A 26,013-nucleotide genomic window follows, 5' to 3' on the forward strand; every position below is an offset into this window, starting at 1 on the left:
GTTTGGGTGGTTTCCCTGTTCCCTGTTAAGCGTTCCCTGCTATAGTATGAAAAAATAAGGGCAGGTAAGATACCCACCCCAGAAAAGTTATTCTTTTACTACACAACGCCTTAAACTAATTTCAAATCTGGATACTCCGCGAGGACATCATCAGAGGTAAGGGTATCACCTTCAGCTTGTGGAGTCCAAAGAACTTCGATCGCAAGCAGTTGCTCTCCAGTAATACTACCAAATTGACGTAGAGCTTGACGCAAATCGTCAGCGCTGTTAATGTCCCCTAGCTGGAGTTTACCCAAGGTTGCAGCTAGTAAAGTGACGATAATATATTCTCCAGGTCCTTCAGTGATCAGACGGGTTGGGTTGTCGAGTTCACCACCACCAGGTAAAGCATCTTTGGGAGCAGTTGCTTTGAGCTGGTTGTTCACATTAGAAAGAGTTTCTCCTGTGAATTTGCTGCGTTCTGCCAATGAGAAACGGTTGAATTGAGCTTCAGCTGCGTTTAAACGCGCTTGTTCGCTACCACCACCAGCGTAAACCCAATATTCCGGATGGCGTAGCAAAGCTAGGCTGGCTTCTTGCAGAATTTCTGCTCTACCTTCTGGGGAGTTCGTATCAGCAGTTTCTGCAATGTGGTTGAGTTCAGTTTGCAAATTACGGGCGCTACCTAACAAGCCAACTTGTAAACGAGTTACGGAAACAGAAGGGTTGCTGTTGTAGCTGACTTCGCTATTGTAACCTGCTTCACTGTCACCAGAAGCAACGCGACGGAAGCTTCGCACCAAAAAGTTAGCGATCGCAATAAAAATCAAAATGCTAAATAAACCGCCAAATCCTCCCCCAATACCCCAAAACGGAAGCAGGAAGGGAAAGCCAAAACCACCGCCAGGATAGGGAGCATAGTAACCCCCACCATAACCTCCACCTGGTGCGTAGGTGCGAGGAGAGGAGTAGGGACGGCTTGATGAGGGCATTCTGAAAGAACCACCGCCGATTCTACCCCCACTGGCGGCTAGCGCTCCATCGGTGTGACTAAATGCCAATGTAATAACAAGGCATAAGAGGAGCAGAGATTTTAAAAGGGGTTTAGTAGCTTGTTGTAGTTTTTTACGCATGACGACACAGTGGCTTGAAAAACAGTATTGGTTATCTTTTCTCCCTATGCTGGTTGGAGTTTTGTACTTGTTCAATAACGCCAGCCCGTAGCCTTAAACAGTCGTTGGCACTCTTTATGCCAGTACAGACTACATTTCCAATTTACCGTCTACCGTATTGCACGGGCAGCATGCTTTGGGCGGATTTCTGGAGTAGATAACCGTACCTGACAAGTTATTGAAGCTTCTAAATTCAATATTCACAAAGCCAGTTCCTTCTCTGTTGTACCAGAATTGCTCTGTGCACAAGTTTTTGTTTTTACTTTTTTTTCATTTTAAAAAATAATTTTCATAGCTTTTTCATAATTATTGAAAATTTGCAAATCAACCAAATACTTTGTATATTTTCTCACTATACTTGTCTTGAGAGTAAAGAGTATAAATAATTTTATTTTTTGAAAAACATAATTAACCAAAATAGCTTTTGGCATTTTGGCATAACATCTTGGGTGCTCTTCAGATATTATACTAAAAGTAGCTAGATTTCAAAGTCTTAATAGGAGCGATTTGACGTCTTTTAATTATCAGTATAAATTAGGATAAACTCCAAATATCGCTGTATTAAAAAGTAATGCAAAGAAGTATCAAACGTAAAATCTCATTACGTAAGACAAAAGCATGAACAAGCCGTGCCGCAGGCATAGAGGATACCCGGAAGATCAAAACATTTACATATTTCCATATTACGTACTTAGCAGGTGTAGAACTTATTTTATCTTCATATTTACTTTCACTTCTATTTAAAAAATTTATCAATTCGTATATACAAAAAACAGTATATATGATACAAATAAAATATTCATCATCAAAAAACTTGAAATATATAGAAAAAGTTAGCGAATTCTTTTCGCCAAATTAAGCTTTCTAAATATAAAAAAATGTTCATAATCAAATTAGATGTAAGAGTCATTTATCATTAGTCATTCAAAGTGATTCTTTAAATGAATAATGATAAATAACTATTTATCTGCTCTACCATGCAAGAAAAATGCCAGGTATTTGTTAGGTCAAATAAACCTGGAACAAAATCATCTGAATTTCTTCACTTTAGTTAAAAGTATGAAGAACAAAGGTTGCCAAACTTAATGTAAAAAATTATGCGATTTTAACGTTTAGTGATCATCTGATGGAAAACATTTCACGCATAAGAGCAACAATCCGAGACAAAACTATGTCAGACCCGGATATCCTAGTCATATCTCGTAGCTTCCAACCAAAAGAAGGTGGAATTGAAGAGTATATCTATAATCGTTGCTTACAAGACCCAGAACGAGTGATTGTTTTGACGGCTAGTTGTTCTGGAGATAAGCTATTTGATAAAGCGCAAAAGTTTCCAATCTATCGCTGGCCGATTTCTCGATACTGGCATAGTAGTTTTGTGGAGAGTATGCTGCAACCTTTCCTCAATTGTGTTTGCTCATTTGTGCTCGCCATAAAACTTTATTTTCGCTATCATTACCGTTATATTGAGTGGGGTCATGGCTACCATTTTCTTTCTCTTCTGCTGTTAAGTTATCTTCTACCCATCCGGTTTTTTATCTACTTACACGGAAAGGATATTCTTGGATTCTCAACTAACCCCATACTGCGTTTTCTATTTGAATGCACGTTAAAACGAGCGCAAGGGATTGTTTGTAACAGTTCCTATACTCAAGATTACCTCAAGGTTCATTTTGATGTTGCCACACCAACTCATGTTATCAACCCTGCTGTGAGAGTCGAAAAATTTGGTGTTTCATCTTATCAAGAAAATCTGGATGATTTACGTGTCAGGGTGCGCAATGGATATAGCATTCCAGAAACAGCAGTTGTGATTCTCTCAGTCTGACGGGTGCTGAAGCGTAAAGGTTTTGATCGCGTGATTGAGAATTTAACACTCCTACTAACTTTTGGGATGGACGTTCACTACATACTGTGTGGACAAGGTCCTTATGAATCTGCACTGAAACATTTAGCCCGTCGTTTGCGGGTGCACAAGCGAGTTCATTTTGCTGGATATGTGCCTGACCAAGAATTAAGCGCATACTATGCAGCATCTGACATACTTGCAATGCTGACTCAGGGAGATGATAAAACCCCCAGAGTTGGGGGTTTAGGTATCGTCTGTTTAGAAGCAGGTTATTTTGGGAAACCTGTGATTGCTTCTGGCTTGGGGAGTGTAGTGGATACAGTTCATCACGAGGAAAATGGCATACTAGTGAATCCCAATTCCGGTTATGAAGTTTTTCATGCTTTCAAACGGTTGTGTCAAGACCAAAAGCTGCGTGAACAACTCGGTCGTAGAGGGAAACAATTAGTTCAATGCAAAACCTTACACCGCTCAATTTACATTCCTGAGTCTCGCTACGAGTGTTTGTCAACTTAACCACCACCAACTATGGTAACTATTTCCAAGCGATCGCCCTCTTGTACTTTTGTGTCTGACCAAAACTGACGGTGTAAAATTTCGCCGTTATACTCTACTGCTACCAAGCGAGGATTAAAACCCAGTTGCTGAAGTAAGTCCGGTAAAGGTGTTTGCGGTAAACTGCTACGAGTTTCCCCATTGACAAGTAGTGTAATATTATCAGACATAAGACATACCAAGTTCTGGTTTCATGCGACTTATCAGCTGTGAGAGGAAAAATTGTGTCACTAAGGTAGGTTGTTCGGCTTGCATCAGACTACGCACCACGGCGACACGGTTTGCTCCTGCATCGATCACCTCATTCACGTTATTTGGATCTATTCCCCCAATGGCAAACCAAGGTATTGAACAATTTTTAGCCGCATAGCGAACGTATTCTAAGCCAGTTGCTGCTTTCCCCTCTTTTGTTGGAGTTTCGTAAACTGGTCCCACGCCAACATAATCTGCACCTTCAGCGATCGCTGCTTGCATTTCTGCCGCTTTTGTGGTAGACCTACCTATCAAACGGTGAGGACCGAGTAATTCTCGGGCGATCGCAATAGGCAAATCTTGTTGTCCTAAATGTACCCCATCAGCATCTACCGCTAGAGCTAAATCTAAGCGATCATTGACAAGAAAAATAGCACCGTAATCGTGGCATAGTTGCCGCAGCTTTTTCGCTTGTTGTAAGCGCACAGTATCATCGGCTGTTTTGTCGCGATACTGTACGAGTGTTAATCCTCCTTTAAGGGCAGCTTCGACAGTTTCCACCAACCGATCACCAGGGGAGGTGACAAGATACAGACGCGATCGCAACAGCAGTTGCTGTCGATGACGTCCCATCAAAGTACTTTCCAAGGTATAAATGCGATAACGCATCTGCTTACAAGCTTTGCCCATGTTTGGGTTGTAAAGCTTACTGTATTCTTCCAACACCCGCAGGGCTTCTTGCACTCGGCAGAAGTTAGCTTGCAACAAAGATTTGATGCTCGTACGTTGCTCTTCTTGAGGATGAGTTAAGTCAGTTCCAGGATCTCCAGGCGTATTTCGCGCCGCCCGCAGTTCAGCAGTATGCCAATGAGCTATTTCTTGTCGCTCTTTTTTGCATTGGGCAGCCAATTGGGCGTTGTTCAACCCAAAGCGACACCATTCCTCAATAATTCGCAAACCTTCACGAGCGCGATCTAAATTTGCATCTAAAATGCGGTAAACAACTTGCTGTATTTGCTCTGTTTGGCTGTATGGCTCGACCATTACAACAACCCCGTTAGTGCTTTCATCGTAACAGTCAGCCTCTTTCATATTGGCAATGTGCTCCGCATCTCTATTGATTCTTAACTAACTTAAATGTGTATCAAAAAGATCGAAGTAGTCAATATGTGAGTAACTTTATCGACTTGATCTACGACATCTACAAAAGTATCAAAAGTTTTTTGGTTGAAGGAGTGCCGTAAAAGTGATTCACCCCCACGTTTTTTCTAAATCTTATATCGTAAACAACCTGATCCGAAAGCGAGTTGCCAAGGATGACAAATCATACTTTTTCCTCAATCAAATAATATTATCGGTGTTTCGTTTCTTAATTTTGTGTTTCACAACTGGCATGGGAATGGCATACATGGCAATGCTTGGCGCAAACCTTGATGTTGCCATTGCTCAAATACCCAGAACAACAGATGGGAAACAACTGGATGTCAAAACAATCTCTCAGGTTAACACCCTTTTTGTCAACCCAAGTGTTGGAGATGACAAGGTAAACAATGGCAGTGAAGGTACTCCTTTTAAAACTATCAGCAAAGCGCTACGAATTGCTGGTCCCAATACAGTCATTATGCTGTCAAGCGGTACTTACACTGCTGAAACTGGAGAGAGTTTTCCTTTGATACTCAAACCAAACATTTCTATTCAAGGGGACTCTGGCAGTAAAGGTCGTGGTATTGTGATCAAAGGAGGAGATACTTACCTTAGTCGCACCTTTGGTGGTAAAAACGTCACGATTGTTGGCGCGAACCAATCTAAGTTGACTGGCGTAACAATCACCAATCCTAACTCTCGTGGTTACGGTTTATGGATTGAATACAGTAATCCAGTAATTGTGGAAAATACCTTTACTGGTAGTACCCAAGATGGAATTGCAGTGACTGGTAACAGTACCCCTAACATTCGCAATAATTTCTTTTATCAAAATGGAGCGAATGGAATCACCCTCTCTGGAAATTCCCAAGCCGAGGTGCGGGAAAATTTGTTTCAACAAACGGGCTTTGGTGTTAATATTACCGAAAATGCTCAGCCAATCGTAGTTAGTAATTCTATTCAAGACAACAGAAGTGGCATTGTAGTACAAGCCAATGCTCGCCCAATACTACGAAACAATCTCATTCAAGGTAGCAAAGAAGATGGGTTGGTAGCGATTTCTCAAGCTATGCCCAATTTAGGCACCGCCTCTGAACCAGGTGGTAATCAATTTCGCAACAATGCTCGTTACGACATTAACGCCAGCGCCGCCAAGCAAATCTTTCCTGTTTTTGGCAACAACCTTGCCAACAACCGCATCAATGGCAAGGTAGACTTGACTGGAACAACAGCAGTTGCAGACGCAGGAATGGGGACAACATTGGCGCGTGGGAACTCTCCTGCAAACCTGAGTCCCTCACCCCGTCTTCCTCTGCCCACATCTTCTAACAATGTTTCAGCAGGATTGAACAATCAACTACAACCATTAACACCTGCTAATTCTCCACTTTCTGCAACTGCAACCAATCAACAACAGCTTTATGCTCAAAATTCTGGCTTGCCAACTCCTAATAGCTTAACAAGGTATGGCGGACAATCTCCAACTAGGACACTACCACCCCGGCAAGGTGCCCCAACAAGAGGAATTCAACCATTAGCAAATACATCTAATACATCACGACAAGCAAATTACGTACGCATTTCTCCTGGAAGCGTAGAATTCACCGCACCCCAAACAGCAAGTAACACTGTTGATGCAGGGATACAGGAAAGTCGGGATGCGAGGAATTTACCACAGATGACTGCGCCTTCTCCCCTTCCCCCATCTGGGCGTCAACTACCACAAGTCAATGCAACTTCCTCTAACCAAGTCGCACTAGCACCCGTACAAGGAGTGCAGACTCAAGGAGAGTCTGGATTGCCAAGACTAGAAGCTGCGCCTGTCGGTGAAGCAGCTCTTTTGCCCGTTCCCAATACCAATATCCCTTTGGGCAATACTAGTAATATGCGAAAAGTGGCAGTACCTCAAAGATCTTCAACAACAGCGTATGTTGACAGTTCATCCCCATCGCCTAGGGGAGAAAGTCAAATGAATTTACGTTACCGAGTTGTGGTGGAAGTCCAAAATGAAAAAGAGCAAGAGTTAGTCAAATTCCTTGCTCCTAATGCTTTTCCCACTGTCTGGCGCGGTAAGGGAGTGATGCAAATTGGTGTCTTCAACACCCGCAATAACGCAGATAGCATGATTAAAATACTGAATAATAATGGTTTGAAAGCTGTGGTTGAGCCGGTGAATTGAATCAGTTATCAGTAAACAGTTATCAGTTATCAGTAAACAGTTCACTGTTTACTGGTAACTGTTGAACATTTTGCTTCTGGGTTGATGGAGGAAGTTTCTCTCTCCATACATTTAATACTTCCCTCATCCCTTGGCAAATCTAATCGCTTACCGTAATTAATGGGTCTAAAGCCCCGTCCTTCTAGGACGGCTTTTTATTAATTAGTTCATCAAGGTAATCTCTAAGTTGGTCTTGCCAGTCGGGGACATCTTTAAGCGCTTCTTTCTGCCCAACTCGACCTTTGAAACATATAGGAGATTTGTCCAAGGCAATCTCGTTTTCTGGTTTCCATCTATATTCATGATTTTTCCGGAAAGGCATGGCAGTATTTTTTTTGATAGTGGTATACTGCAATATATAGCATATTAAGAAGGAAGATGAAAGCCAGATACCAATTCCGTTTCTACCCAACCGACCAACAACGAGTGAGCCTGTCTCAGTTGTTTGGTTGTGTAAGGGTGGTGTGGAATGACGCTCTGGCACTTTGCAAACAATCGGAAAAGCTGCCAAGTAACAACGACCTTCAAAAATTAGTACTTACTCAAGCCAAGAAAACGGAGCGCCGTGGATGGTTAGCAGATGTTTCGAGTACAGCATTGCAACAATCGGTTGCAGATCTAGGGGTCGCTTACAAAAACTTTTTTAATTCGCTCAAAGGTAAACGGAAAGGGACGGCAGTCGCTACAACGGGGGGAACCCCCGCAACGCGCTGCCTCAAGAAAGTCGGCAGTCCTAAATTCAAAAAACGTACAAATCAGCAATCAGCAAGATTGACAATCAGTGGCTTTTCAATCAAAGGAGATGAGGTTTACCTAGCCAAAATTGGAAACATTAAGCCAATTTGGTCGAGACACTTGCCGTCAGCGCCAAGTTCAGTCACTGTAATCAAGGACTGTGCTAATCGTTATTTTCTTAGCTTCGTAGTAGAAGTTCAATCAGTCGATATCGAGGCTAAAAACCAAAGCATTGGTATTGATTTGGGGATAAAAACTTTTGCAGTGATGAGCAATGGTGAAAAAGCTACCAGTCCCAATTACTCAAAGTTAGACAAGAGAATACGTCGCAAACAGCGCAAACTAGCACGCCAGCAAAAAGACTCGAAACGTAGAAACAAAACCAGAATTCAAATAGCCAAGTTGCACAATCGGTTAGCCGATACCCGAAAAGATTTCTTGCACAAGCTATCGACCAAAGTGGTCAGTGAAAACGAAACTATTGTTTTGGAAGATTTGAATGTCTCAGGAATGGTTAAGAACCGCAAACTAGCACGAGTGATTAGTTTGCAAGGTTGGCGTGAATTTCGGACATTTTGCGAAGCAAAATCCGAGAAGCTGGGCAGAACGTTCCGTGTCATCAGTCGCTGGGAACCAACTAGTCAAATTTGTTTTGATTGTGGCTTTAAGTGGGGCAAGCTTGATTTAAAAGTGCGTTCCATTCTTTGCCTAAACTGTGGAGTTGAGCAAGACAGAGATGAAAACGCAGCTAAAAATATAGTAAAAGTCGGGATAGGGCATTGCCACGACTCTAAATGGACGCACAGAGAAGGTAAGACTGGCTTGCCAGCACATCTCAACGAAGCGTCAAGAATCACCGACCCTTTAGGGCGGTGAGTATGTCAAGTTCATAAGTACAATCAAATTCTGTGAGAATGTCTGCTAGCGCTAATGGTAATTCAAAATATTTGCTAAATGTATCATTAGTACCAGGCTGGAGGATACGTGGAGGATTCATATAATTTTATATAATTTTAAACATACGTGGGAGTGTTACTAATAGCTATAATCATCTCCTATCCTATTTCTTGTGACATAAAACTGTGTGAACGTCTCGGGAGTAGTTTTCCAGAAAGCTGCAGCTTTTCGTTAGAAATTGCTTTGAGTTTTGATGTAAATGACTCTGAACCTGCGCTTGTTTGCGGGGTGAATTGCTCAATTGGGGGATTATTGGTAGCCCCAGGAAGAAAGTTATCTTGATCATTTTGGTTAGCAGATGCGGATCTGGGGGTTTCTATAGAGGAGGTTTTCGCCTGATCCGGTTCTCTGCGTTGAGATGACTGCTGTTGGGGTGAGATGGGGTGTGGTGGTGATTTTCCTGTATCCCCGTGTTCTGATGTCTGCAAGTCTCGGGACGCTTTCTTCAAGGGAAGCCATTTGGGTGTTCCAGTGTCCACAGTTGAGGGGGCTGGCGGGTGAAATTCCTCTAGGGAAGTTTCCTCAACAGCTGTTGTTGTTTCTACAAAAGATGAGGAAATTGGGGGAAGTGCCGTTAGGCTTTGTGGAAATTTGCTGCAAATCAAGCGCTCAAATTCCATGTTAAAATGAAAAATCGCTTGTCCACGTCGCTGCCAACACGCTAATATTTGCTGCACTGAAACAGCTTTGTAGCGCCCTTGATAAAGTGCTTCAATCACTGCCATGTGTAGCCAGTTGCCTGGGTATTGCTTTTGCCAAAGACCCACTATCTCACTGGCGTTATAACCACCAAGGTCGAAACTATAATGAGTTAGCAGGGCTATTGCCAAGTCAGCAGATGTGTCCGGGTTTGGTGTGAACATCTGACTCTCGGCTTCAGGCAGGTACACATCTTGCTCCCATCCCATACAGCCTATGTTGTTTTGATGATCTATAGTTTTTTTGGTCAGTGCTTCCAAGTATAGAGGGGAAGTGGTGTTCATTTTACTTTTGATATCAAGAATGGGAAAAGATATAGGGTGAATTAATGCTGGGAGTTTGCCTCACCACCACTAATGCTTGATAAACCATAGCAGCCACTTCCCCTCGTGTCGCCTCTCGATTTGGGTGGAATTGTTTAGAATCGGGATAATTCACAACAATTTTGTTTTGGGTGGCAGTAGCAACTGCTGAACGAGCATAGCTAGGAATTATGTTATGATCGCTCAAGCCAAGTAAGCTGTTGTTATCAGCGGCTTTGAGACCAAGTCCATTGACCAAAGAGACAATTACTTGTAATCGGAGAACATTTTGCTCAGGGCGGAAGGTGCGATCGCGAAATCCACCAACAAAGCCCGCCTGCGCAGCAATTTTGATGGCATTATACGCCCAAAAATCCTTGGGCACATCCGTAAACTCAGTTGCAGGATGTTTGGCAGTTGGGTTAAAGCAAACCGCAACTAAAGCCGCATACTGGGCGCGAGTGATTGGTTTATCTGGTTCAAAAGTCTCATGGGCAAAACCGTGAGTCAAACCCATCCTGAGCAATGCTTGGATAAATCCTGCTGCCCAGTGTGTCATAACCTCCGTGTCGGAGGCAATCTCCACGTTAGGATTGACAATATAGGGAGAAGAAATTGGCTTTTGCTTCCCACTAGCCACTAATGCCTGATAGATGCAAGCTGCCACCTCAGCGCGGGTGATGTCCCTGAGTGGTTCTAATAGTTTTATCTGAGGATAATTGACTATCAATAAATTTTCAGTCGCAACCGCTACCGCTTTTGTGGCAGCACTAGGAATTTGGGCGCTATCGCCAAACACACCTAAAATATTTGGATTGCCCCCACTTAGTTTGAGTCCATTCACCAGAGAGACTATTGTTTGAATCCTTGTTAAATTTTGCATTGGTCGAAACGTCCCATCCGGAAATGCACTGATAAACTCCATACTAGCAGCACGTTCAATAGCTGACGATGCCCAAAAACTTCGTTTGACATCTGTAAATTTGCGTATTTTTTTTCCGGAAGGTAGCTGAAAGCTCCTAGCAATAACATCGGCATACTCAGCACGAGTGATAGGCGCTTCAGGTCGAAAAGTGCCATCAGGAAAGCCGTTCATCAAATTATTTTTATGTAAAGCTTCTACAAAGGCCATTGCCCAATGCCCAGCCATGTCAGAAAAATCTGTGTTAACTGATACTGGAACAATATCCTCTGTTGGATTAATAAACTCTATGATTCCCTTAATCTTGCTAGAGTTTAAATTGTTACTAACAGATAGTAAGTGGGCAGAGGTTGCATTTTCGATATCAAACTGTCCGTTATCACGGAAAATATTACCACCGGGGTTTTGAGGATTACCCAGGTCGGGAGCGGCATTCCCATTCACCAACAATCCAGTTTGAATGTTGTTTTCGATCAGATTATTTCGCAGGATAGGACGAGCATCTCGCGAAAGGGCGATCGCATTTCTATTCTCTATAAAGGTGTTTTTAAGAACATTACATTCAACATAATCACTGACGGCAAGACCCAAAATATTTTTTTGGAAAAAATTGTTTAACACTTCTGCTTTGCTATCACCTGCCATAACCAACCCACTGACACCATTTTCCAGAAATACATTGTCCTGAATCAGTGGTTTGGCACTACCACTGACAAACACAGCTTCCCGACCGCATTTGGTAAAAGTATTATTAGCCAAAATTGGGGAAGTGGATTCAATCCAGACACCAGTCCCTTTTTTTGTAGGATTTACAACAGTGACGCCCATCAATTGAGCATAATTTAGTAATACCAGCGTAATGTTTTGTATCCCAAAACTTTCGCTTTCATACTTTCCACTGCCGGAAATCACAATTCCTTGACCTTTGGTTGCTTCATGACCGATCAGCATCACACCCACTGGAATGATGAGTGGAAATATTTCACCACTCGCAGTGTTGTAAGTTCCACAGGCAAGCTGAATGACTTTGGGTGTTGTGGTTACCTTCAGGGCACGGGTAATTGTTTTATAAGGATTTAACCGTGTCCCAGCATTGGCATCATTGCCAATTGTAGGGTTGACATAAATTGTAAGTGTGGCAACGACGGTAGAGTTGACCATTTAGTGACGAATAAACAAATTTTGAATATCACAATCATAAATAACTCTACAACTGCGTTTACACAAGCACACCTATGTAACTTTTTTACGTTTATTGAGGTTTTGATCCCCGTTGGGGGAAGAGGTTATCAAAAACGCTGAGATCTTGCACCATTCTCAAGAACGCAACCTCGTCCGCCTGGGAATCAATTCCCAGGCTCACAGTTCAAGTCTACTAAAGTAGACTCAAAAGCTTATGCAGTCGTCTTTAGACGACTTTTACTATGAGCAGGCGGGTTTAAACCCTAGGCGGTTGTTGGCACAAGTGCAAGATCTCAGTTTGAGTGGTGAGTTTTAACAATGGAATTAGCGGCATAAGTCGTTTTCATCCCCTGACGGGGAATAAGCATTGTAAAGCACACGTCAGATTGTCGAAGAAATGAGTGCTCTTACGTTTCCATCCCTTTGCAGGGAAAGGGTTCTGTAAAGGAGGATTGGGGGTACCAAGTGGGCGCCGTCTATCTTCTAGGGAAAGAGTTTCCATCCCTTTGCAGGGAAAGGGTTCTGTAAAGAATTCTTCAAGATAAACTTGGAATGGACACCGTCGAGTTTCCATCCCTTTGCAGGGAAAGGGTTCTGTAAAGCTGAAAAGTGAAAATTCCTTCTGTTTTCAAAACGTTTCCATCCCTTTGCAGGGAAAGGGTTCTGTAAAGAGAAATCCAGGTTGGCCCTGGCGACAACACCGCAAGTTTCCATCCCTTTGCAGGGAAAGGGTTCTGTAAAGAATTTTAGGTTTGACTGCTCAATCGTTCACAGTTAAAGTTTCCATCCCTTTGCAGGGAAAGGGTTCTGTAAAGCAGTTATGATACCAGGAGTAGGCTTAGCTACTACAGTTTCCATCCCTTTGCAGGGAAAGGGTTCTGTAAAGTCTTTCTAGTGAACACGTTTACGTCGTTGCTCATGGCTGGTTTCCATCCCTTTGCAGGGAAAGGGTTCTGTAAAGAATACAGTGGAGATAACGGAGAAGGGTTATATTCAAACGTTTCCATCCCTTTGCAGGGAAAGGGTTCTGTAAAGAAGATAAAGTCCAGGCTATGGCTTGGATATCTAAAAATGTTTCCATCCCTTTGCAGGGAAAGGGTTCTGTAAAGAGTTCACTTGTAGAAGCCTTACTGGGAGAGAGTTTGAGACCCCCAAATCGACACCACTTTTTTAAATGTCAATAAGGGCAAGATTCTTCTCAATAAAACTCTCATTTCGTAAGCTGGAAACCTTGCTACAAGCGCAATCGACACCACTCAACGAAGTTATGCGGTTTTCAAGGATCGGAGGAGTGGTGTCGATAAAATTTCAACCCACTCCCTAAAAATAAAATGTCTCACCTATAATTGTCAAGTTTTTGACCGACTCCACACCCAAAGATGCAGTAGCTCCTCAGTGCTCAACGCTCAGAACTGTTTTGTTGTTTTATCATGGTTTGATGAATTACCATTTGCACGTAGCTAAAGCGGATGATTTCAGTTGAACATCTGAGTAAAACATACGGCTCTACCTCAGCAATTACTGATGTTACTTTCGACGTCGAACCAGGGGAGATTTTGGGGTTTTTGGGACCAAATGGTGCTGGCAAAACCACAACCATGCGAATCTTGGCTGGTTATTTGCCAGCGACGAGTGGCACAGCGCGGATTGCTGGCTTTGATGTCCATGACAATTCTCTGTTGGTGCGCCAACGGATTGGTTACTTACCAGAGACGCCGCCGTTGTATCCAGAGATGACGGTGGAGGGATTTTTGTATTTTGTGGCGCGGATTAAGGGAGTTTCGGCGGGCGATCGCGCCACCAAAATCACAGCCGCAATCGAACGCTGCAATTTACAAGAAAAACGTCACGTCATTATTCGCAAACTTTCCAAAGGATATCGTCAGAGAGTCGGCATTGCTCAAGCAATTGTCCACGATCCACCAGCCATCATTTTAGATGAACCCACAGTCGGACTCGACCCCCGGCAAATCATTGAGGTGCGAAATTTAATTAAAAGTCTTGCGGGAAGCCACACAATCATTATCTCTACTCACATTTTGCCAGAAGTGAGCATGACTTGTAGCCGTGTCGCAATCATCAACGGTGGGAAAGTTGTCGCAACAGATACACCCGACAATCTCATGAACCAATTGACAAAAGGTTCCGGATATGAAATAGAAATTGAAGGAGAAGCGGCTCTCGCCAAACAAGTCCTGCAAAATGTAGCAGGGGTAAACTTTGTCGAATCAATTTCTGCGCTGGGAATGCACAGTCATACCTCCTTAAAGGAAAACCAAGCATACCTGCGGGTGATATCACAACCAGGAACAGAACCAGGAAAAGATATTGCAGCGGCGTTGATCACAACAGGATTCGGTTTACTAGAAATGCGGCGTGTTAACGCTACTCTAGAAGATGTATTTTTACAACTAACTACAGAAGAAAAAATTTTGGAGACTGAAACAGAAATCGCAGAGGAAAAAGAAGGAGAAGCAGCCTAAATGGGTGTCGTACTGGGTAATATTATTGCCATTTACCGCCGAGAGTTACAAAGTTATTTTGTATCACCTTTGGCATATGCAATTGCTGGTGTCTTTTGGCTTCTATCTGGGTTATTCTTCGTGCTTATTTTGATGGGATCAGAAGGCATTCTGCAAACAGTCACTGCATTAGATTTACAAGGACAACAATTTGGAGTGCCAGTTCCACCAATAGATGTTCCTTACGAACTTGTCAGGGCATTTTTGGATCGAATGGGATGGCTATTGTTGTTTGTGTTGCCAATTCTTTCTATGGGACTTTATGCCGAAGAACGCAAGCGCGGCACTTTAGAACTTCTCGCCACATCACCACTGACAAACTGGGCGGTAGCTGTTGGTAAATTATTAGGAGTTTTGACATTTTTCATCACAATGGTAGTGCCGATCATGGGATTAGAAACCATTGCTTTGAGTGCGTCAAGTCCACCAATGCCACCAGCCATACCCTTACTAGGACATTTAGGACTCATCTTACTAGCAGCAGCAATTTTATCTTTGGGAATGTTCATTTCTTCTTTGACAGATAGTACAATTCTGTCTGCAGTTTTCACATTTGCACTAATGTTATTACTCTTGTTCGTTGATTTAATTGCCAAAAATATTGGTGGTTCTATGGGAGACGCACTAGGACATCTATCATTGCTGAAACATTACAACACCTTAGTACAAGGTATATTCGATACGAGCAGCCTGATTTTATTTGCCAGTTACATTCTTCTCGGCATCTTTCTTACGGCTCAATCAATTGATGCATTGCGTTTTCAACGTTCATAGGGAGGAAGAGGGAACAGTTCCCCTCTTACACAACAAAAAAAATGAAACTTCTCGCTAAAAAGAAACCTTTAAAAATTTTATTTTGGTTTGGTCCGTTCCTCCTTGCTGCAGGCTTAACATCTGGATTCGTATCCCAGAATTGGGGACCAATTCAACTCACATTGATAATTTTGGGAACACTCATCATTGTATTGTGGCTGATATGGCAAAACAAGCAGAATAACTGGTTGGGACAACGTTCTACCCAAGCTAGTACTAATGCTTTGATTGCGACTTTGGCAGTTTTAGCGATTTTAGGATTGATTAATTTTTTAGGAACTCGCTACGATACACGAGTTGACTTGACAGAAACTAAGTTGTTTACCCTTGCACCCCAGTCACGGGAATTGGTACGCAACTTACAAGTACCAGCAAAAATATTGCTGTTTGACGTTAATCAAGACCCCGTAGACAGGGACTTACTAGAAAATTATCGTCGGCAAAGCTCTAAGTTTAGTTTTGAGTATATAGATCCACAAGCAAGACCAGGATTAGCACGTAAGTTTGGTGTCAAAGACTATGGAGAAGTTTACTTGGAATTTGGCGATAAACGGCAATTAGTTCAGGTAGTAGGTCCGCAGCAACGTTTATCAGAAGTAAAATTAACAAATAGTCTGCAACAAATCAGCAGTATAAGCTCTGCTAAAGTTTACCTCCTCCAAGGTCACGGCGAACACGAACTTTCTGGTAAAGGCGAAGGAGTTATATCGCAAGCGGTTAAAGCATTAAATGATAAAGGTTACACCACTTCAGCTTTGAATCTGGTAGAAAAGTCTAGTATTCCTCAAGATGCTAATGTTGTAGTCGTTGCAGGTCCGAAGCGATCGCTATTTGAGAACGAAGTCAAAGCACTACAAGACTACCTCAATCGAGGTGGAAATGTAATGCTGATGATTGATCCAGATACAGACCCCAAACTCGAAAGCTTGCTTGCCCAGTGGGGTGTAAAATTAGATAACCGTTTGGCAGTTGATGTTTCTGCAAGTGTTGGACTTGGTCCTGCAGCACCTTTGGTAACTCAATATGGAAAACACCCGATTACCAAAGATTTTGGCAACGGTATCTCTTTTTATCCCTTAGCACGACCGATTGACACAAATCCAGTACCTGGTATTCAGGCGACTCCCTTGTTACTCACCAAAGCTTATCCTAATAGCTGGGCAGAAAGTGACCAGCAAAGTGAGAACTTGAAATTTAATCCTGAGAGCGATCGCAAAGGTCCACTAACATTAGGCGTAGCATTAACAAGGAAACTATCAGCAAAATCTGAAGCTACATCTAACTCTACCCCCACACCGACACCAACTGCAACACCTCAAACCCAAGCCAGCCCGACTCAGCGCGCCACACCCACAACTGCTGCAACACCAGCCAGCCCAACTCAGCGCGCCACACCCACAACTGCAGCGACTCCAGCCAGCCCGACTCAGCGCGCCAAACCGATAGCTGCTGCTACACCTCAAACATCAGCCAGCCCGACTCAGCGCGCCAAACCCACAACCCCAGCGACTCCAGCCAGCCCGACTCCCACGACTACACCAACAGCAACTGCAACTCCAGCCAGCCCGACTCCCTCATCAACCTCGGGTGAGTCACGAATGGTGGTGTTAGGAAATTCAGATTTTATCATCAATGGCTTGTTCGACAAGCAACTCAATGGAGACGTGTTTCTCAACTCAGTCACTTGGCTAAGTCAGCAGGATCAACAACCGCTTTCAATTAGTCCAAAAGAAGTCATAAACCGTCGCATCAACCTAACAGGAGTACAAGCCCTGCTTTTAGAGTTATCATCTCTGGTGATTTTACCTCTGATCGGGCTAGTGGTGGCAGCTATTTTCTGGTGGACACGAAGATGAAATTACAGCGAACAACTTTAATTCTGATACTGCTAGCGCTTGGTTTAGGTGGTTTTGTCTACTTCCATGAAATAAAGAATGCACCTGAACCAAAGGAAGTCAAGCAGCAGCAAAAAATCTTCTCTTTCAAAGAGGATGATGTGCAGTCTTTGACAGTCAAAACTCAAAATCAGACTTTAAATCTGGAACGTACTGACAAGTCTGAAGAACCCAAGTGGATGATGAAATCTCCTGAAGTCGCTCCAGCAAGTAGTGCTATTGTAGGTTACTTGATGAATTTGCTAGTGGAGGGAAAGAGCGATCGCATTGTATCCATCTCACCCAACCAGCTTGCAGAATTCGGCTTAGATCAGCCTCAAACAACTATCGATATCAAACTAAAAAATCAGAAAACACATCAGTTAATTTTGGGTAAGCCTGACTTTAACCGCCGTTTCCTGTATGCTCAAATTGATCCTCAGAACAAACCAGGTGGCAATAATGATGTGCTATTAGTATCTACGGATTTTGAAAATGCAGTTAATCGAGAACTATCAGAGTGGAAACAACCTATAGATGATGGCAAAAAACCCACTCCCAGTATTGAGAAACCTATAGATGATGGAAAAAAGCCCACTCCCAATACTGCTAAACCCATAGATGATGGAAAAAAGCCCACTCCCAGTATTGAGAAATCTACAGATGATGGAAAAAAACCCACTCCTAGTAGTGAGACATCTATAGATAATGGAAAAAAACCCACTCCCAATACTGATAAACCAACTCCAGCAAACAGCAAATAACAGCTTTTATTATTTGAGGTGATGGTATAGTTTGTTTTCAACAAACTTCACTCGTCATAACTGCCAGGTTCAGATACGTTTATCAGTAAATCGATGATATTTTTGTGCTTTTTATGGAACTTCAGTAATTCCAAGTAAGCTAAAGGAACAATGATTGGCCACAAGATAGTAGCTACAACCAAAACGATAGTAGAATAGAAGCGTTGCTCTGAATCCATGTCTTCATCTGCTAAAAAAAATACCACCCATTGATTAAAAAAACAGGAAGCCATGATTAAATAGACTATAATTACAAGGTAAGTAATAAGCATTGGTGTCATGATAATATAGTTTTAAATAAAACCAAGTACAGTAGAGATCTTGCCTCACGTTTATAACAAGACCTTAGTTAAGGTATATCATGTATATGTTTTTTTTATTGTTTCGTATAACGTATACTTTCAAGTAGGACTCAACTCTATTCTAAACAAAACAAAAAAGAGAAGTTATTCACTTTCCATAAAACCTGCTATCAAATTATAAAGTTCTCTTACATTAATAATGTATATAAAATTCTTTTTTCAAGAGTAATTCTACTGAAAAGACCGCTTCCAAGAACTTGCTAGTCTTTAGAATGTGTTCATGATAAGTCCAACCGCAACACTACTTATTTCCTGTCCCGATCAAAGAGGATTGGTCGCAAAAATTGCCAACTTCATCTATGCTAATGGTGGTAATATTATCCAGGCGGATCAGCATACAGACTTTACAGCAGGGTTATTTCTCACTCGTATTGAGTGGCAGTTAGATGGGTTTAATTTGCCGCGTGACTTAATTGCACCAGCATTCAATGCCATTGCTCAACCACTGCAAGCTAAATGGGAATTGCACTTTTCTGATACTGTCCAGCGGATTGCGATTTGGGTGAGTCGTCAAGATCATTGTTTATTTGATTTAATTTGGCGACAACGTGCAAAAGAATTTGCTGCACAGATACCTGTCATTATCAGTAATCATCCTGATTTAAAAGTAGTAGCAGAACAGTTTGATATCGACTATCACCACATCCCCATCATCAAGGAAAACAAACAGGAACAGGAAGCCAAGCAATTAGAATTACTACAGCAGTACAAAATAGATTTAGTTGTCTTAGCAAAATATATGCAAATTGTTAGTGGAGAATTTATCGTCAAATTTCCACAAATTATTAATATTCATCATTCATTTTTACCAGCTTTTGTTGGAGCAAATCCCTATCACAAAGCTTTTGAAAGAGGTGTAAAAATTATCGGTGCAACCTCTCATTATGTGACTGATCATTTAGATGCAGGACCAATTATTGAGCAAGATGTGGTACGAGTAAGTCACCGTGATGAAGTTGAGGATTTGATTAGAAAAGGAAAGGATTTGGAGCGAGTTGTTTTAGCAAGAGCAGTGCGTCTACATTTACAGAATCGTGTATTAGTGTATGGTAATAAAACAGTCGTGTTTGAATGAGTAAAGCAGCCATCGCACTTCTTTTTGAGTTGTAAGAATTATTGAACCGCTAAAACGAGACTGCTATATTGCTTATTTCAGACAACCTCAAAGTTTCCAAGTGTGCAAACTGCCTCTTCAGATTTTAGCTTGTGGGTTTATCTTCTATTTTGTTGTTGTTAACAACTTTAACGTGTTCAAAAAAGTTAGACATCCAAGGTAAAACCACAAGAATTATGCCTAAGACTATCAGAAATAAAGAGATTCCAAAGATTTGGTCACGAGGAATTTCGAGAACACCGCGTAAAATAACTTCTCGCAAAGCAGAAACAATAGTAATTTCTACTGCTGCAACTACGGATATTCGTTGGTCTTGTAAGTAATCAATTAATAGTCTAAATAATTCTACCAGAATCAAAATAAACAGAATATCAGATGTAACTTGCCGTAAATCTAGTGGATGCAAAAAAGAGAAGAACATATCTCCCAATCGTAAAAGCATCACACAGAACAAACCAAGACAAAGAGAGATGACAATAAAGTCTTGAAAAATCTCTAGATTACGTACGATGGTATCTCTTTGGAGCCAACTCTTTAATCCTATCATTATCCGTTTTGGCATGGTATCTCCGGACATTCTAGATTCGTCCAGCCCTATGATAAACAATTCAAAATTGAAAATATGCTCTATGTCTTACAGAACTTTATAAATAACCTTTAATATCAACTGTGCTTAATTACTTATATTTCCTGCGTAACCTGATCCCAATCCCCTGCGATCTCGCCCAGAGGGTGCTGCAGACTAGTAAGGTTCTTGGTTTTTTATAAGTATTGATCCCAATATCATATGATATAGGACTCCTATTTGATTTTAGAAAAAAACTCAGTATACCTTCATTGCTTTTTCCCTGTTAAGCGTTAAGCGTTCCCTGTTAAGCGCCCTGACGAGTTGTTCACCAAATCAAACCGAATTCCTATAGGTAGTATTTTCTGTTGAGTTCATATCATAATTAAAAAAGAGTTAAGAAACATGAAGCTGGACTGTCTTTAATATGAGCAAAATATCTCTAAACTTAATAGCAATATCTATCTTTATCATGACGATGTCTAGCCTCTTGGGACCATTGTTGCACATATCACCTGTAATCCCGGCAACACTAACCTTTAGCGTTTTGGGAATAGCAACTCTTGATTCATTTAGTTTACAAGGCAAGGGTGGTAGTTTACTTATAGATTGGATAGCGGGTTTTTCTCCAGAACACAGAGAACGCATCATTCATCACGAAGCCGGACATTTTCTAGTTGCTTATCTACTAGAAATTCCAGTGATGAACTATACCCTAAGTGCCTGGGAAGCACTCAAACAAAGACAACCAGGACAAGGTGGTGTGAGTTTTGATGATGGCGAATTAGCATCCCAACTAGAACGGGGTACAATCAGTGCTCAAAAGCTAGACCGTTACTGTACCATTTGGATGGCTGGTATTGCTGCTGAAACATTAGTTTACGAAAACTCAGAAGGAGGAGCTGATGACAGAAGCAAGCTCTTAATGGTATTGACAAAATTAGGTTTTTCTGAATCGTTAGGTGATCAGAAACAGCGCTTTTGTACACTCCAAGCCAAAACGCTTTTGGAAGAAAACTGGTCGGCATATCAAGCCTTAGTGAATTCTATGCGAGAACGTGCAACAGTTGCAGAGTGTCAAACTGCAATTGCACAAGCTTTTGACACTCCCCAAATTGCCTAATTTATGAGAATTGAAAAACCAAGTTCCCGGACTTCTCACCAGAAATCCGGGAACTTGGTTTTTCATGAATGATTTAGAATCCCTTCCGTATTCTGCGTTCTTCTTTAAGGTATATTTGCGGTGTTGTGGCATGAGAACATTCGGGTATCAGCCATGTCTCGTTCTATCAGCATTTTTAGGAACTTTGAATTCCAACAATCTCAGTCTAGTTCTTCAAAGTGGTCTTCTACAACAGCCATTTTTCTAAAATGAGGAGAGAACTCTATGCAAAGTAACGACAAAAAAATTGCCCTAGTCACCGGGGCGAATAAAGGGCTTGGTTTTGAAATCAGCCGCCAATTAGCAAAACAAGGAATTACCGTACTGATAGGTGCCCGTGATGAAACCAAAGGTAAGGAAGCAGCGGAAAAATTACAGGCTGAAGGGTTTGATGTGCAGTCTATCAAACTCGATGTTACAGATACTTCTACCATCGAAACTGTAGCTAAGACTGTTGAAGAAAAATTTGCCAAGCTTGATATTTTAGTCAATAATGCTGGTATTCTCGGTGGTCGGGAACAACTCCCAAGTTCTGTTTCTGTAGCTTCGGTCAAAGAGATATTTGAGACAAATTTCTTCGGTGTCATTTCTGTGACTCAGGCGTTTTTACCGCTTTTGCACAAAAGTCCAGCAGGACGCATCGTTAATGTGTCGAGTGGGCTTGGTTCCCTGACGCAACACAGTGACCCGAACCATGCCTTATACGATACAAAATTATTGGGCTACAATTCCTCTAAGACAGCGCTTAATGCTTTTACAGTTACGCTGGCGTACGAACTGAAAGACACCCCCATAAAGGTCAATTCTGCTGATCCAGATTCGTGCAAAACAGACATGGGAACTGATGAGGCTACTTACACTGCAGAGCAAGGTGCTGACACTCCCGTATGGCTTGCTACACTTCCAGAAGATGGTCCAACAGGTGGTTTCTTTAATTCCCGCAAGCCGATTCCTTGGTGATTGCTTAGGTAGGCACTACCCACCTTTTTCATTGATTGCACACATTGAGAGGAGGAAAGTATGACCATTTCAAAATTATCTGCTTCAGAGCAAGAAACAATCACAGATGCGGTTTTAGCTGCTAACTTAAAAAGTCAGCAAGAAAAAGGACCAGATTTACGCCAAGTACACCCGAAAAGCCATGCGTTAGTTTGGGGAGAATTTATCGTCGAGAATGACATTCCTGCTGCACTAAAAGTTGGCGTATTCGCTACAGTTCAAACCTATCCCATCTGGGTTCGTTTTTCTAATGCTGCACAAGCAGAAAAGCGGGGTAAGTTCGCTTCAGATAAAAAACCTAATGCTCATGGCTTGGCAATAAAATTGATGAGTGTTGAAGGCGAAAAAGTTCTTGATGATGAAGACAAAACTCAGGATTTTATTCTTCTCAATCATCCAGTCTTTTTCCTACGAGATGTCAAGGGTTATGTTGATCTTGCCAAAGTAGCAAGTGGACAAGCTGATCCAGAATTAACGCAAGCCATGCAACCTTCTTTTGCAATACTCCAGGAAATTGCTAGTAAAAAAATCAGCAATCCACTTTTCATTCAGTACTGGAGTACGACACCATACAAATTAGGTTCTCAAGCTATCAAGTTTTCTGTCAAACCTCAACAAATAGAAGCAGTTCCCGACTCAATACCGGATGCTGATAATTATTTACGTGAAGCAGCCGTCAAATATCTGGATCAAGAAGGTCAGGATGCTTTTTTTGACTTTCTCATTCAGCTTTATGTAGATGAAGAAAAAACTTCTATTGAAAATCCAATGCAGGAGTGGAAAGAGGAAGATTCACCTTTCATCAAGGTAGCTACTATCAAGATTCCTAGCCAAAAATTTGACTTTGATGAGCGAAAACGATTGGATGAGGGTTTGTCTTTCAACCCTTGGCATACTTTACCTGAACATGAACCAATTGGTAGCGTGAATTTAGCTCGGAAAAAAATTTACCAAGAACTTGCTAAATATCGACGAGAGCAAATCGAAATGCGTTTGAGAGAACCTCAACCTTTCGCTTTTACAGAGGATGATCCTCGTTAAATAGACTTCTTGTAAAAGTCATCATAACTCAGATCCTGCACTATTGTTATTTAGCTTCGATTAAGGAGGCAGAGCCTGCCAACGCTCGTTACCAGGCTGCAGCCTGGTAACGAGAATAATTGCATCCCCTACACCCTTATACCCTTACCCCCTTACACCCCTAGTTCATGACACATTCTTTGCAACGACTTGCTGTTGTTTCTTTTGCAAGGATGCATACAGTCTATTCAATGCATTCACGTAAGCTTGAGCAGATGCTACGATGATATCTGTGTTGGCTGCATGACCTGAAAACACTCTACCTTCATGCTTTAGACGGATAGTGACTTCACCAATCGCATCAATACCCGCTGTGACTGATTGTACAGAAAACTCAATTAACTGGTTCGGTACGTTGACAACACGATTGATGGCTTTGTAAACTGCATCTACTGGTCCTGTACCGATCGCAGCATCAATTAATTCTTCGCCTTCTGGAGTCCGAAGTGTGACTGTTGCGGTAGGACGAGCATTACTACCACAAGAAACTTGCACTAATTCTACACGGAATAAATCCGGAGCTTGTTGGATTTCATCAATAACAATTGCTTCCAAGTCCCAATCAGAAATTTCTTTCTTTTTGTCTGCGACTTCTTTGAATCTGACAAATGCTTTATTTAATTCAGTTTCTGTGAGTTCATATCCCAATTCTCTCAAACGTGTCCGGAAAGCATTTCTTCCTGAATGTTTGCCCAAGACAATTTTATTTTCTGTCAAGCCAACTAGTTGGGCATCCATAATTTCATAGGTGAGCTTATTTTTGAGCACACCGTCTTGATGAATTCCAGACTCGTGAGCAAAAGCATTCGCACCCACAATTGCTTTATTCGGTTGAACGAGCATTCCTGTCAAGTTAGAAACCAGACGGGATGTTTTGTAAATTTGTCTGGTGTCAATATTTGTTAATGGTTCTTCCGAATCAATGGAACGTCCAAAGAAGGGGTTGAAGTATTGTCGACGGACGTGCAAACCCATCACTAATTCTTCTAATGCTGCATTTCCTGCACGTTCACCAATACCGTTGATAGTACATTCTAACTGTCTGGCACCGTTTTTCACAGCTTCTAAGAAGTTGGCGACAGCCATTCCTAAATCATTGTGTCCATGAACAGAAATAATTGCTTGATCTATGTTTGGTACATTTTCTTTAATCCCTTTTATGAGTGCCCCAAATTCACTCGGTGTGATATAACCTACCGTGTCAGGAATATTAACTGTTGTTGCTCCGGCGGCGATCGCTCGCTCTAAAACTTGATAGAGGAATTCTGGCTCAGAGCGTCCTGCATCTTCCGGAGAAAATTCTACATCATCAGTGAATGTTTTGGCATAAGCCACCATTTCTTCAGCAATCGCTATTACTTCTGATCTTGTCTTTTTCAGTTTGTACTTGAGGTGAATATCGCTTGTTGCAATAAAAGTATGAATTCTCCCTTTGGCAGCTGGCTTGATTGCTTGGGCTGCAGTTTTAATATCTTCGTGTCGCGCTCTTGCTAAACTACAGATCACAGGACCATCTTGTGTCCCCACAACTTGGGCAATCTTAGTCACAGCCTCAAAATCTCCAGGACTGGCAAACGCAAAGCCTGCTTCTATTACATCCACACCCAGACGTGCCAGTTGCTTAGCGATAGTTAGTTTTTCATCTATGTTCAGTGTTGCTCCCGGACACTGCTCACCATCTCGAAGTGTGGTGTCAAATATGATGATTCTATCTTGTGTCGTGTTCATTTGCGGCTTGTTGTTGACTTCTTACTTGTGACTTAAAATACTTTTTACCTTAGTTTCTTTGCAATTCCTCTTGTAAATTATTGCTAAGGTAACTGAGAATCTACTTTTTCTATTCTGTCCCGAATATCATTTAAATCTATATATCTATCAGTAGCGTTACGTAGTTCTCTAGCTATCATTCCTTCTGTTGATACTACTGTAATATGCGTATTTTTTCCCCGTAACAGTTCTATTGCTCTTTCAAAATCTCCATCTCCACTAAATAAAACAACTCGATCATACTGATCTACTGTATTAAACATATCTACAACAATTTCTATATCTAAATTAGCTTTTTGTGAGTAACGACCAGATGAATCATCATAATATTCTTTTAAAATTTTCGTTCTAACTGTATAACCTAAACTAATGAGAGCATCTCTAAATCCTCGTTGATCTTGTAGGTCTTTTAAGCCAGTGTACCAAAAAGCGTTGATTAAGGTTGTGTCTGATTGTTCGTGCCTGAAATATTCTAAGACTCTTCGTGGGTCAAAAAACCAGCCATTTTTTTGTTGAGCATAGAACATATTGTTTCCGTCTACAAAAATAGACAGACGATTCATCGTAAAACCCATAGTAAAGTTACACCTAATAATATATAAGCAATTTAGATTTAACAATAGATGATAGCAGCAATTAGAAAATATTAATTCTGGTGGTATCTATAAATTATATATTGTCATATATAGCTTTTATCTAACCTCTAGCATTTAAAAAATCGACGGAAGCATTTGAGTAGTCGCTGTCCTCCAGTTTAGTAATGTTAATTTTTTTCTCTCTTGGCTGGTAAGCGTGCCCCTATAATCAAAATCTACCAAGAAAATTGACTACGTAACAGCATTCTTTGGTCTATACCAATCAAGTTTACTCCTAAAGAGGTATCGAAAAGTTTAAGAATTAGCTCGCTTACCAAAGAGCAGACTGGCTGTATCCTCCAGACATGCTTTGTGCTGGCGTAGCCTTTCAAGAAACACAGGGGTGTGGGGGTGTAAGGGAGCCACTGCCGTGCGCGGGTTCCCCGCGTTGAGGCATGTGGCGTGAGCCAGT

At 41.6% G+C, this 26,013-nt stretch carries 21 protein-coding genes, 2 pseudogenes and 1 CRISPR repeat array; of the genes and pseudogenes, 11 read left to right on the forward strand and 12 right to left on the reverse strand.

The genetic code is table 11. The features are described 5' to 3' along the window. Nucleotides 1-110: 110 nt before the first annotated feature. The gene (locus AC5590_RS21595) at nucleotides 111-1,112 is read right to left on the reverse strand and encodes a DUF1517 domain-containing protein (protein WP_169265478.1); all 1,002 of its coding nucleotides are present in this window, start codon (nucleotides 1,110-1,112) and stop codon (nucleotides 111-113) included. 1,165 nt (nucleotides 1,113-2,277) lie between these two features. Here AC5590_RS21595 and AC5590_RS21600 point away from each other — a divergent pair. After that, nucleotides 2,278-3,516: pseudogene (locus AC5590_RS21600) on the forward strand (glycosyltransferase family 4 protein). Here AC5590_RS21600 and thiS read toward each other — a convergent pair. Both thiS and AC5590_RS21610 read right to left on the reverse strand, forming a co-directional pair. Then, nucleotides 3,513-3,725: a sulfur carrier protein ThiS gene (gene thiS, locus AC5590_RS21605; RefSeq protein WP_169265479.1), complete on the reverse strand. Its 213-nt coding sequence runs from the start codon at nucleotides 3,723-3,725 to the stop codon at nucleotides 3,513-3,515. The pseudogene AC5590_RS21600 and the gene thiS sit on opposite strands and share 4 nt — an antisense overlap. After that, nucleotides 3,718-4,839, reverse strand: a complete 1,122-nt coding sequence (locus AC5590_RS21610; RefSeq protein WP_169265480.1) for a thiamine phosphate synthase — start codon at nucleotides 4,837-4,839, stop codon at nucleotides 3,718-3,720. The genes thiS and AC5590_RS21610 overlap by 8 nt, the downstream gene beginning before the upstream one ends. Nucleotides 4,840-5,155: 316 nt before the next feature. On the opposite strand from AC5590_RS21610, the gene AC5590_RS21615 reads away from it, so the two are divergent. Continuing rightward, complete coding sequence (locus tag AC5590_RS21615) at nucleotides 5,156-7,069, forward strand: DUF1565 domain-containing protein (protein ID WP_169265497.1); 1,914 nt, start codon at nucleotides 5,156-5,158, stop codon at nucleotides 7,067-7,069. Between the two features lie 181 nt (nucleotides 7,070-7,250). Here the strand turns inward: AC5590_RS21615 and AC5590_RS21620 are convergent, their stop codons facing one another. Then, a complete protein-coding gene (locus AC5590_RS21620; protein ID WP_169265481.1) occupies nucleotides 7,251-7,430 on the reverse strand; it encodes a hypothetical protein in 180 nt (59 codons plus the stop codon). 56 nt (nucleotides 7,431-7,486) lie between these two features. Between AC5590_RS21620 and AC5590_RS21625 the strand changes: the two genes are divergently transcribed. Further along, a complete protein-coding gene (locus AC5590_RS21625; protein WP_169265482.1) occupies nucleotides 7,487-8,719 on the forward strand; it encodes an RNA-guided endonuclease InsQ/TnpB family protein in 1,233 nt (410 codons plus the stop codon). Here AC5590_RS21625 and AC5590_RS21630 read toward each other — a convergent pair. The 3 genes from AC5590_RS21630 to AC5590_RS21640 all read right to left on the reverse strand — a co-directional run bounded on the left by AC5590_RS21630 (nucleotide 8,697) and on the right by AC5590_RS21640 (nucleotide 11,884). Beyond that, a complete protein-coding gene (locus AC5590_RS21630) occupies nucleotides 8,697-8,840 on the reverse strand; it encodes a hypothetical protein (protein ID WP_169265483.1) in 144 nt (47 codons plus the stop codon). The two genes, AC5590_RS21625 and AC5590_RS21630, sit on opposite strands and share 23 nt — an antisense overlap. 58 nt (nucleotides 8,841-8,898) lie before the next feature. Next, the gene (locus AC5590_RS21635; protein ID WP_407650777.1) at nucleotides 8,899-9,663 is read right to left on the reverse strand and encodes a hypothetical protein; all 765 of its coding nucleotides are present in this window, start codon (nucleotides 9,661-9,663) and stop codon (nucleotides 8,899-8,901) included. A gap of 133 nt (nucleotides 9,664-9,796) precedes the next feature. Next, nucleotides 9,797-11,884: an S-layer homology domain-containing protein gene (locus tag AC5590_RS21640; protein ID WP_169265484.1), complete on the reverse strand. Its 2,088-nt coding sequence runs from the start codon at nucleotides 11,882-11,884 to the stop codon at nucleotides 9,797-9,799. Between the two features lie 432 nt (nucleotides 11,885-12,316). Then, nucleotides 12,317-13,014: a CRISPR direct-repeat array (repeat unit 36 nt; unit sequence GTTTCCATCCCTTTGCAGGGAAAGGGTTCTGTAAAG). 360 nt (nucleotides 13,015-13,374) lie between these two features. Here AC5590_RS21640 and AC5590_RS21645 point away from each other — a divergent pair. The 4 genes and pseudogenes from AC5590_RS21645 to AC5590_RS21660 all read left to right on the forward strand — a co-directional run. Further along, on the forward strand, nucleotides 13,375-14,388 hold the full coding sequence (locus AC5590_RS21645) for an ABC transporter ATP-binding protein (RefSeq protein ID WP_169265485.1): 1,014 nt from the start codon (nucleotides 13,375-13,377) through the stop codon (nucleotides 14,386-14,388). After that, on the forward strand, nucleotides 14,389-15,201 hold the full coding sequence (locus tag AC5590_RS21650) for an ABC transporter permease (RefSeq protein WP_169265486.1): 813 nt from the start codon (nucleotides 14,389-14,391) through the stop codon (nucleotides 15,199-15,201). Nucleotides 15,202-15,242: 41 nt separating this feature from the next. Then, nucleotides 15,243-17,096: a GldG family protein gene (locus tag AC5590_RS21655; protein WP_169265487.1), complete on the forward strand. Its 1,854-nt coding sequence runs from the start codon at nucleotides 15,243-15,245 to the stop codon at nucleotides 17,094-17,096. Next, nucleotides 17,093-17,689 (forward strand): annotated as a pseudogene (locus AC5590_RS21660) (DUF4340 domain-containing protein); the annotation flags it as partial. The gene AC5590_RS21655 and the pseudogene AC5590_RS21660, both read left to right, overlap by 4 nt. Nucleotides 17,690-17,925: 236 nt before the next feature. Here the strand turns inward: AC5590_RS21660 and AC5590_RS21665 are convergent. Then, nucleotides 17,926-18,096 carry a hypothetical protein gene (locus tag AC5590_RS21665; protein WP_498823835.1) on the reverse strand — a complete coding sequence of 57 codons (171 nt, stop codon included), beginning with the start codon at nucleotides 18,094-18,096 and terminating at the stop codon, nucleotides 17,926-17,928. Nucleotides 18,097-18,499: 403 nt separating this feature from the next. Between AC5590_RS21665 and purU the strand changes: the two genes are divergently transcribed. Continuing rightward, on the forward strand, nucleotides 18,500-19,354 hold the full coding sequence (purU, locus tag AC5590_RS21670; RefSeq protein WP_169265490.1) for a formyltetrahydrofolate deformylase: 855 nt from the start codon (nucleotides 18,500-18,502) through the stop codon (nucleotides 19,352-19,354). Between the two features lie 124 nt (nucleotides 19,355-19,478). Here purU and AC5590_RS21675 read toward each other — a convergent pair whose 3' ends face one another. After that, nucleotides 19,479-19,955, reverse strand: coding sequence for a phosphate-starvation-inducible PsiE family protein (locus AC5590_RS21675; RefSeq protein ID WP_169265491.1), 477 nt, complete (start codon nucleotides 19,953-19,955; stop codon nucleotides 19,479-19,481). 430 nt (nucleotides 19,956-20,385) lie between these two features. Here AC5590_RS21675 and AC5590_RS21680 point away from each other — a divergent pair, with 430 nt between their 5' ends. The 3 genes from AC5590_RS21680 to AC5590_RS21690 all read left to right on the forward strand — a co-directional run bounded on the left by AC5590_RS21680 (nucleotide 20,386) and on the right by AC5590_RS21690 (nucleotide 23,160). After that, a complete protein-coding gene (locus AC5590_RS21680) occupies nucleotides 20,386-21,081 on the forward strand; it encodes an ATP-dependent Zn protease (RefSeq protein WP_169265492.1) in 696 nt (231 codons plus the stop codon). Between the two features lie 264 nt (nucleotides 21,082-21,345). Next, nucleotides 21,346-22,080, forward strand: a complete 735-nt coding sequence (locus AC5590_RS21685; RefSeq protein WP_169265493.1) for an SDR family oxidoreductase — start codon at nucleotides 21,346-21,348, stop codon at nucleotides 22,078-22,080. Nucleotides 22,081-22,140: 60 nt separating this feature from the next. Further along, complete coding sequence (locus AC5590_RS21690) at nucleotides 22,141-23,160, forward strand: catalase family protein (RefSeq protein ID WP_169265494.1); 1,020 nt, start codon at nucleotides 22,141-22,143, stop codon at nucleotides 23,158-23,160. Nucleotides 23,161-23,325: 165 nt separating this feature from the next. Here AC5590_RS21690 and AC5590_RS21695 read toward each other — a convergent pair whose 3' ends face one another. The 3 genes from AC5590_RS21695 to AC5590_RS21705 form a co-directional block, all read right to left on the reverse strand. Next, nucleotides 23,326-24,927 (reverse strand): 2-isopropylmalate synthase, encoded by a 1,602-nt coding sequence (locus tag AC5590_RS21695; protein ID WP_169265495.1) that lies wholly within the window; start codon nucleotides 24,925-24,927, stop codon nucleotides 23,326-23,328. 83 nt (nucleotides 24,928-25,010) lie between these two features. After that, nucleotides 25,011-25,541, reverse strand: a complete 531-nt coding sequence (gene labA / locus AC5590_RS21700; protein WP_048866685.1) for a low amplitude/bright protein LabA — start codon at nucleotides 25,539-25,541, stop codon at nucleotides 25,011-25,013. Nucleotides 25,542-25,777: 236 nt separating this feature from the next. Further along, the coding region (locus tag AC5590_RS21705) for a hypothetical protein (RefSeq protein WP_211178471.1) at nucleotides 25,778-26,013 on the reverse strand (236 nt) is incomplete at its 5' end.

The sequence above is a fragment of the Brasilonema octagenarum UFV-OR1 genome, from assembly GCF_963888615.1.
GTDB lineage: Bacteria > Cyanobacteriota > Cyanobacteriia > Cyanobacteriales > Nostocaceae > Brasilonema > Brasilonema sennae.

Coding starts and splice junctions, on each gene's coding strand:
- AC5590_RS21635 (WP_407650777.1), bottom strand. CDS start 9,663: ATGTTCACACCAAACCCGGACACATCTGCTGACTTGGCAATAGCCCTG.
- AC5590_RS21630 (WP_169265483.1), bottom strand. CDS start 8,840: ATGAATCCTCCACGTATCCTCCAGCCTGGTACTAATGATACATTTAGC.
- AC5590_RS21615 (WP_169265497.1), top strand. CDS start 5,156: ATGGCAATGCTTGGCGCAAACCTTGATGTTGCCATTGCTCAAATACCC.
- AC5590_RS21620 (WP_169265481.1), bottom strand. CDS start 7,430: ATGCCTTTCCGGAAAAATCATGAATATAGATGGAAACCAGAAAACGAG.
- AC5590_RS21610 (WP_169265480.1), bottom strand. CDS start 4,839: ATGAAAGAGGCTGACTGTTACGATGAAAGCACTAACGGGGTTGTTGTA.
- AC5590_RS21640 (WP_169265484.1), bottom strand. CDS start 11,884: ATGGTCAACTCTACCGTCGTTGCCACACTTACAATTTATGTCAACCCT.
- thiS (WP_169265479.1), bottom strand. CDS start 3,725: ATGTCTGATAATATTACACTACTTGTCAATGGGGAAACTCGTAGCAGT.
- AC5590_RS21595 (WP_169265478.1), bottom strand. CDS start 1,112: ATGCGTAAAAAACTACAACAAGCTACTAAACCCCTTTTAAAATCTCTG.
- AC5590_RS21690 (WP_169265494.1), top strand. CDS start 22,141: ATGACCATTTCAAAATTATCTGCTTCAGAGCAAGAAACAATCACAGAT.
- AC5590_RS21625 (WP_169265482.1), top strand. CDS start 7,487: ATGAAAGCCAGATACCAATTCCGTTTCTACCCAACCGACCAACAACGA.
- AC5590_RS21665 (WP_498823835.1), bottom strand. CDS start 18,096: ATGGATTCAGAGCAACGCTTCTATTCTACTATCGTTTTGGTTGTAGCT.
- purU (WP_169265490.1), top strand. CDS start 18,500: ATGATAAGTCCAACCGCAACACTACTTATTTCCTGTCCCGATCAAAGA.
- labA (WP_048866685.1), bottom strand. CDS start 25,541: ATGGGTTTTACGATGAATCGTCTGTCTATTTTTGTAGACGGAAACAAT.
- AC5590_RS21685 (WP_169265493.1), top strand. CDS start 21,346: ATGCAAAGTAACGACAAAAAAATTGCCCTAGTCACCGGGGCGAATAAA.
- AC5590_RS21655 (WP_169265487.1), top strand. CDS start 15,243: ATGAAACTTCTCGCTAAAAAGAAACCTTTAAAAATTTTATTTTGGTTT.
- AC5590_RS21695 (WP_169265495.1), bottom strand. CDS start 24,927: ATGAACACGACACAAGATAGAATCATCATATTTGACACCACACTTCGA.
- AC5590_RS21645 (WP_169265485.1), top strand. CDS start 13,375: ATGATTTCAGTTGAACATCTGAGTAAAACATACGGCTCTACCTCAGCA.
- AC5590_RS21650 (WP_169265486.1), top strand. CDS start 14,389: ATGGGTGTCGTACTGGGTAATATTATTGCCATTTACCGCCGAGAGTTA.
- AC5590_RS21675 (WP_169265491.1), bottom strand. CDS start 19,955: ATGCCAAAACGGATAATGATAGGATTAAAGAGTTGGCTCCAAAGAGAT.
- AC5590_RS21680 (WP_169265492.1), top strand. CDS start 20,386: ATGAGCAAAATATCTCTAAACTTAATAGCAATATCTATCTTTATCATG.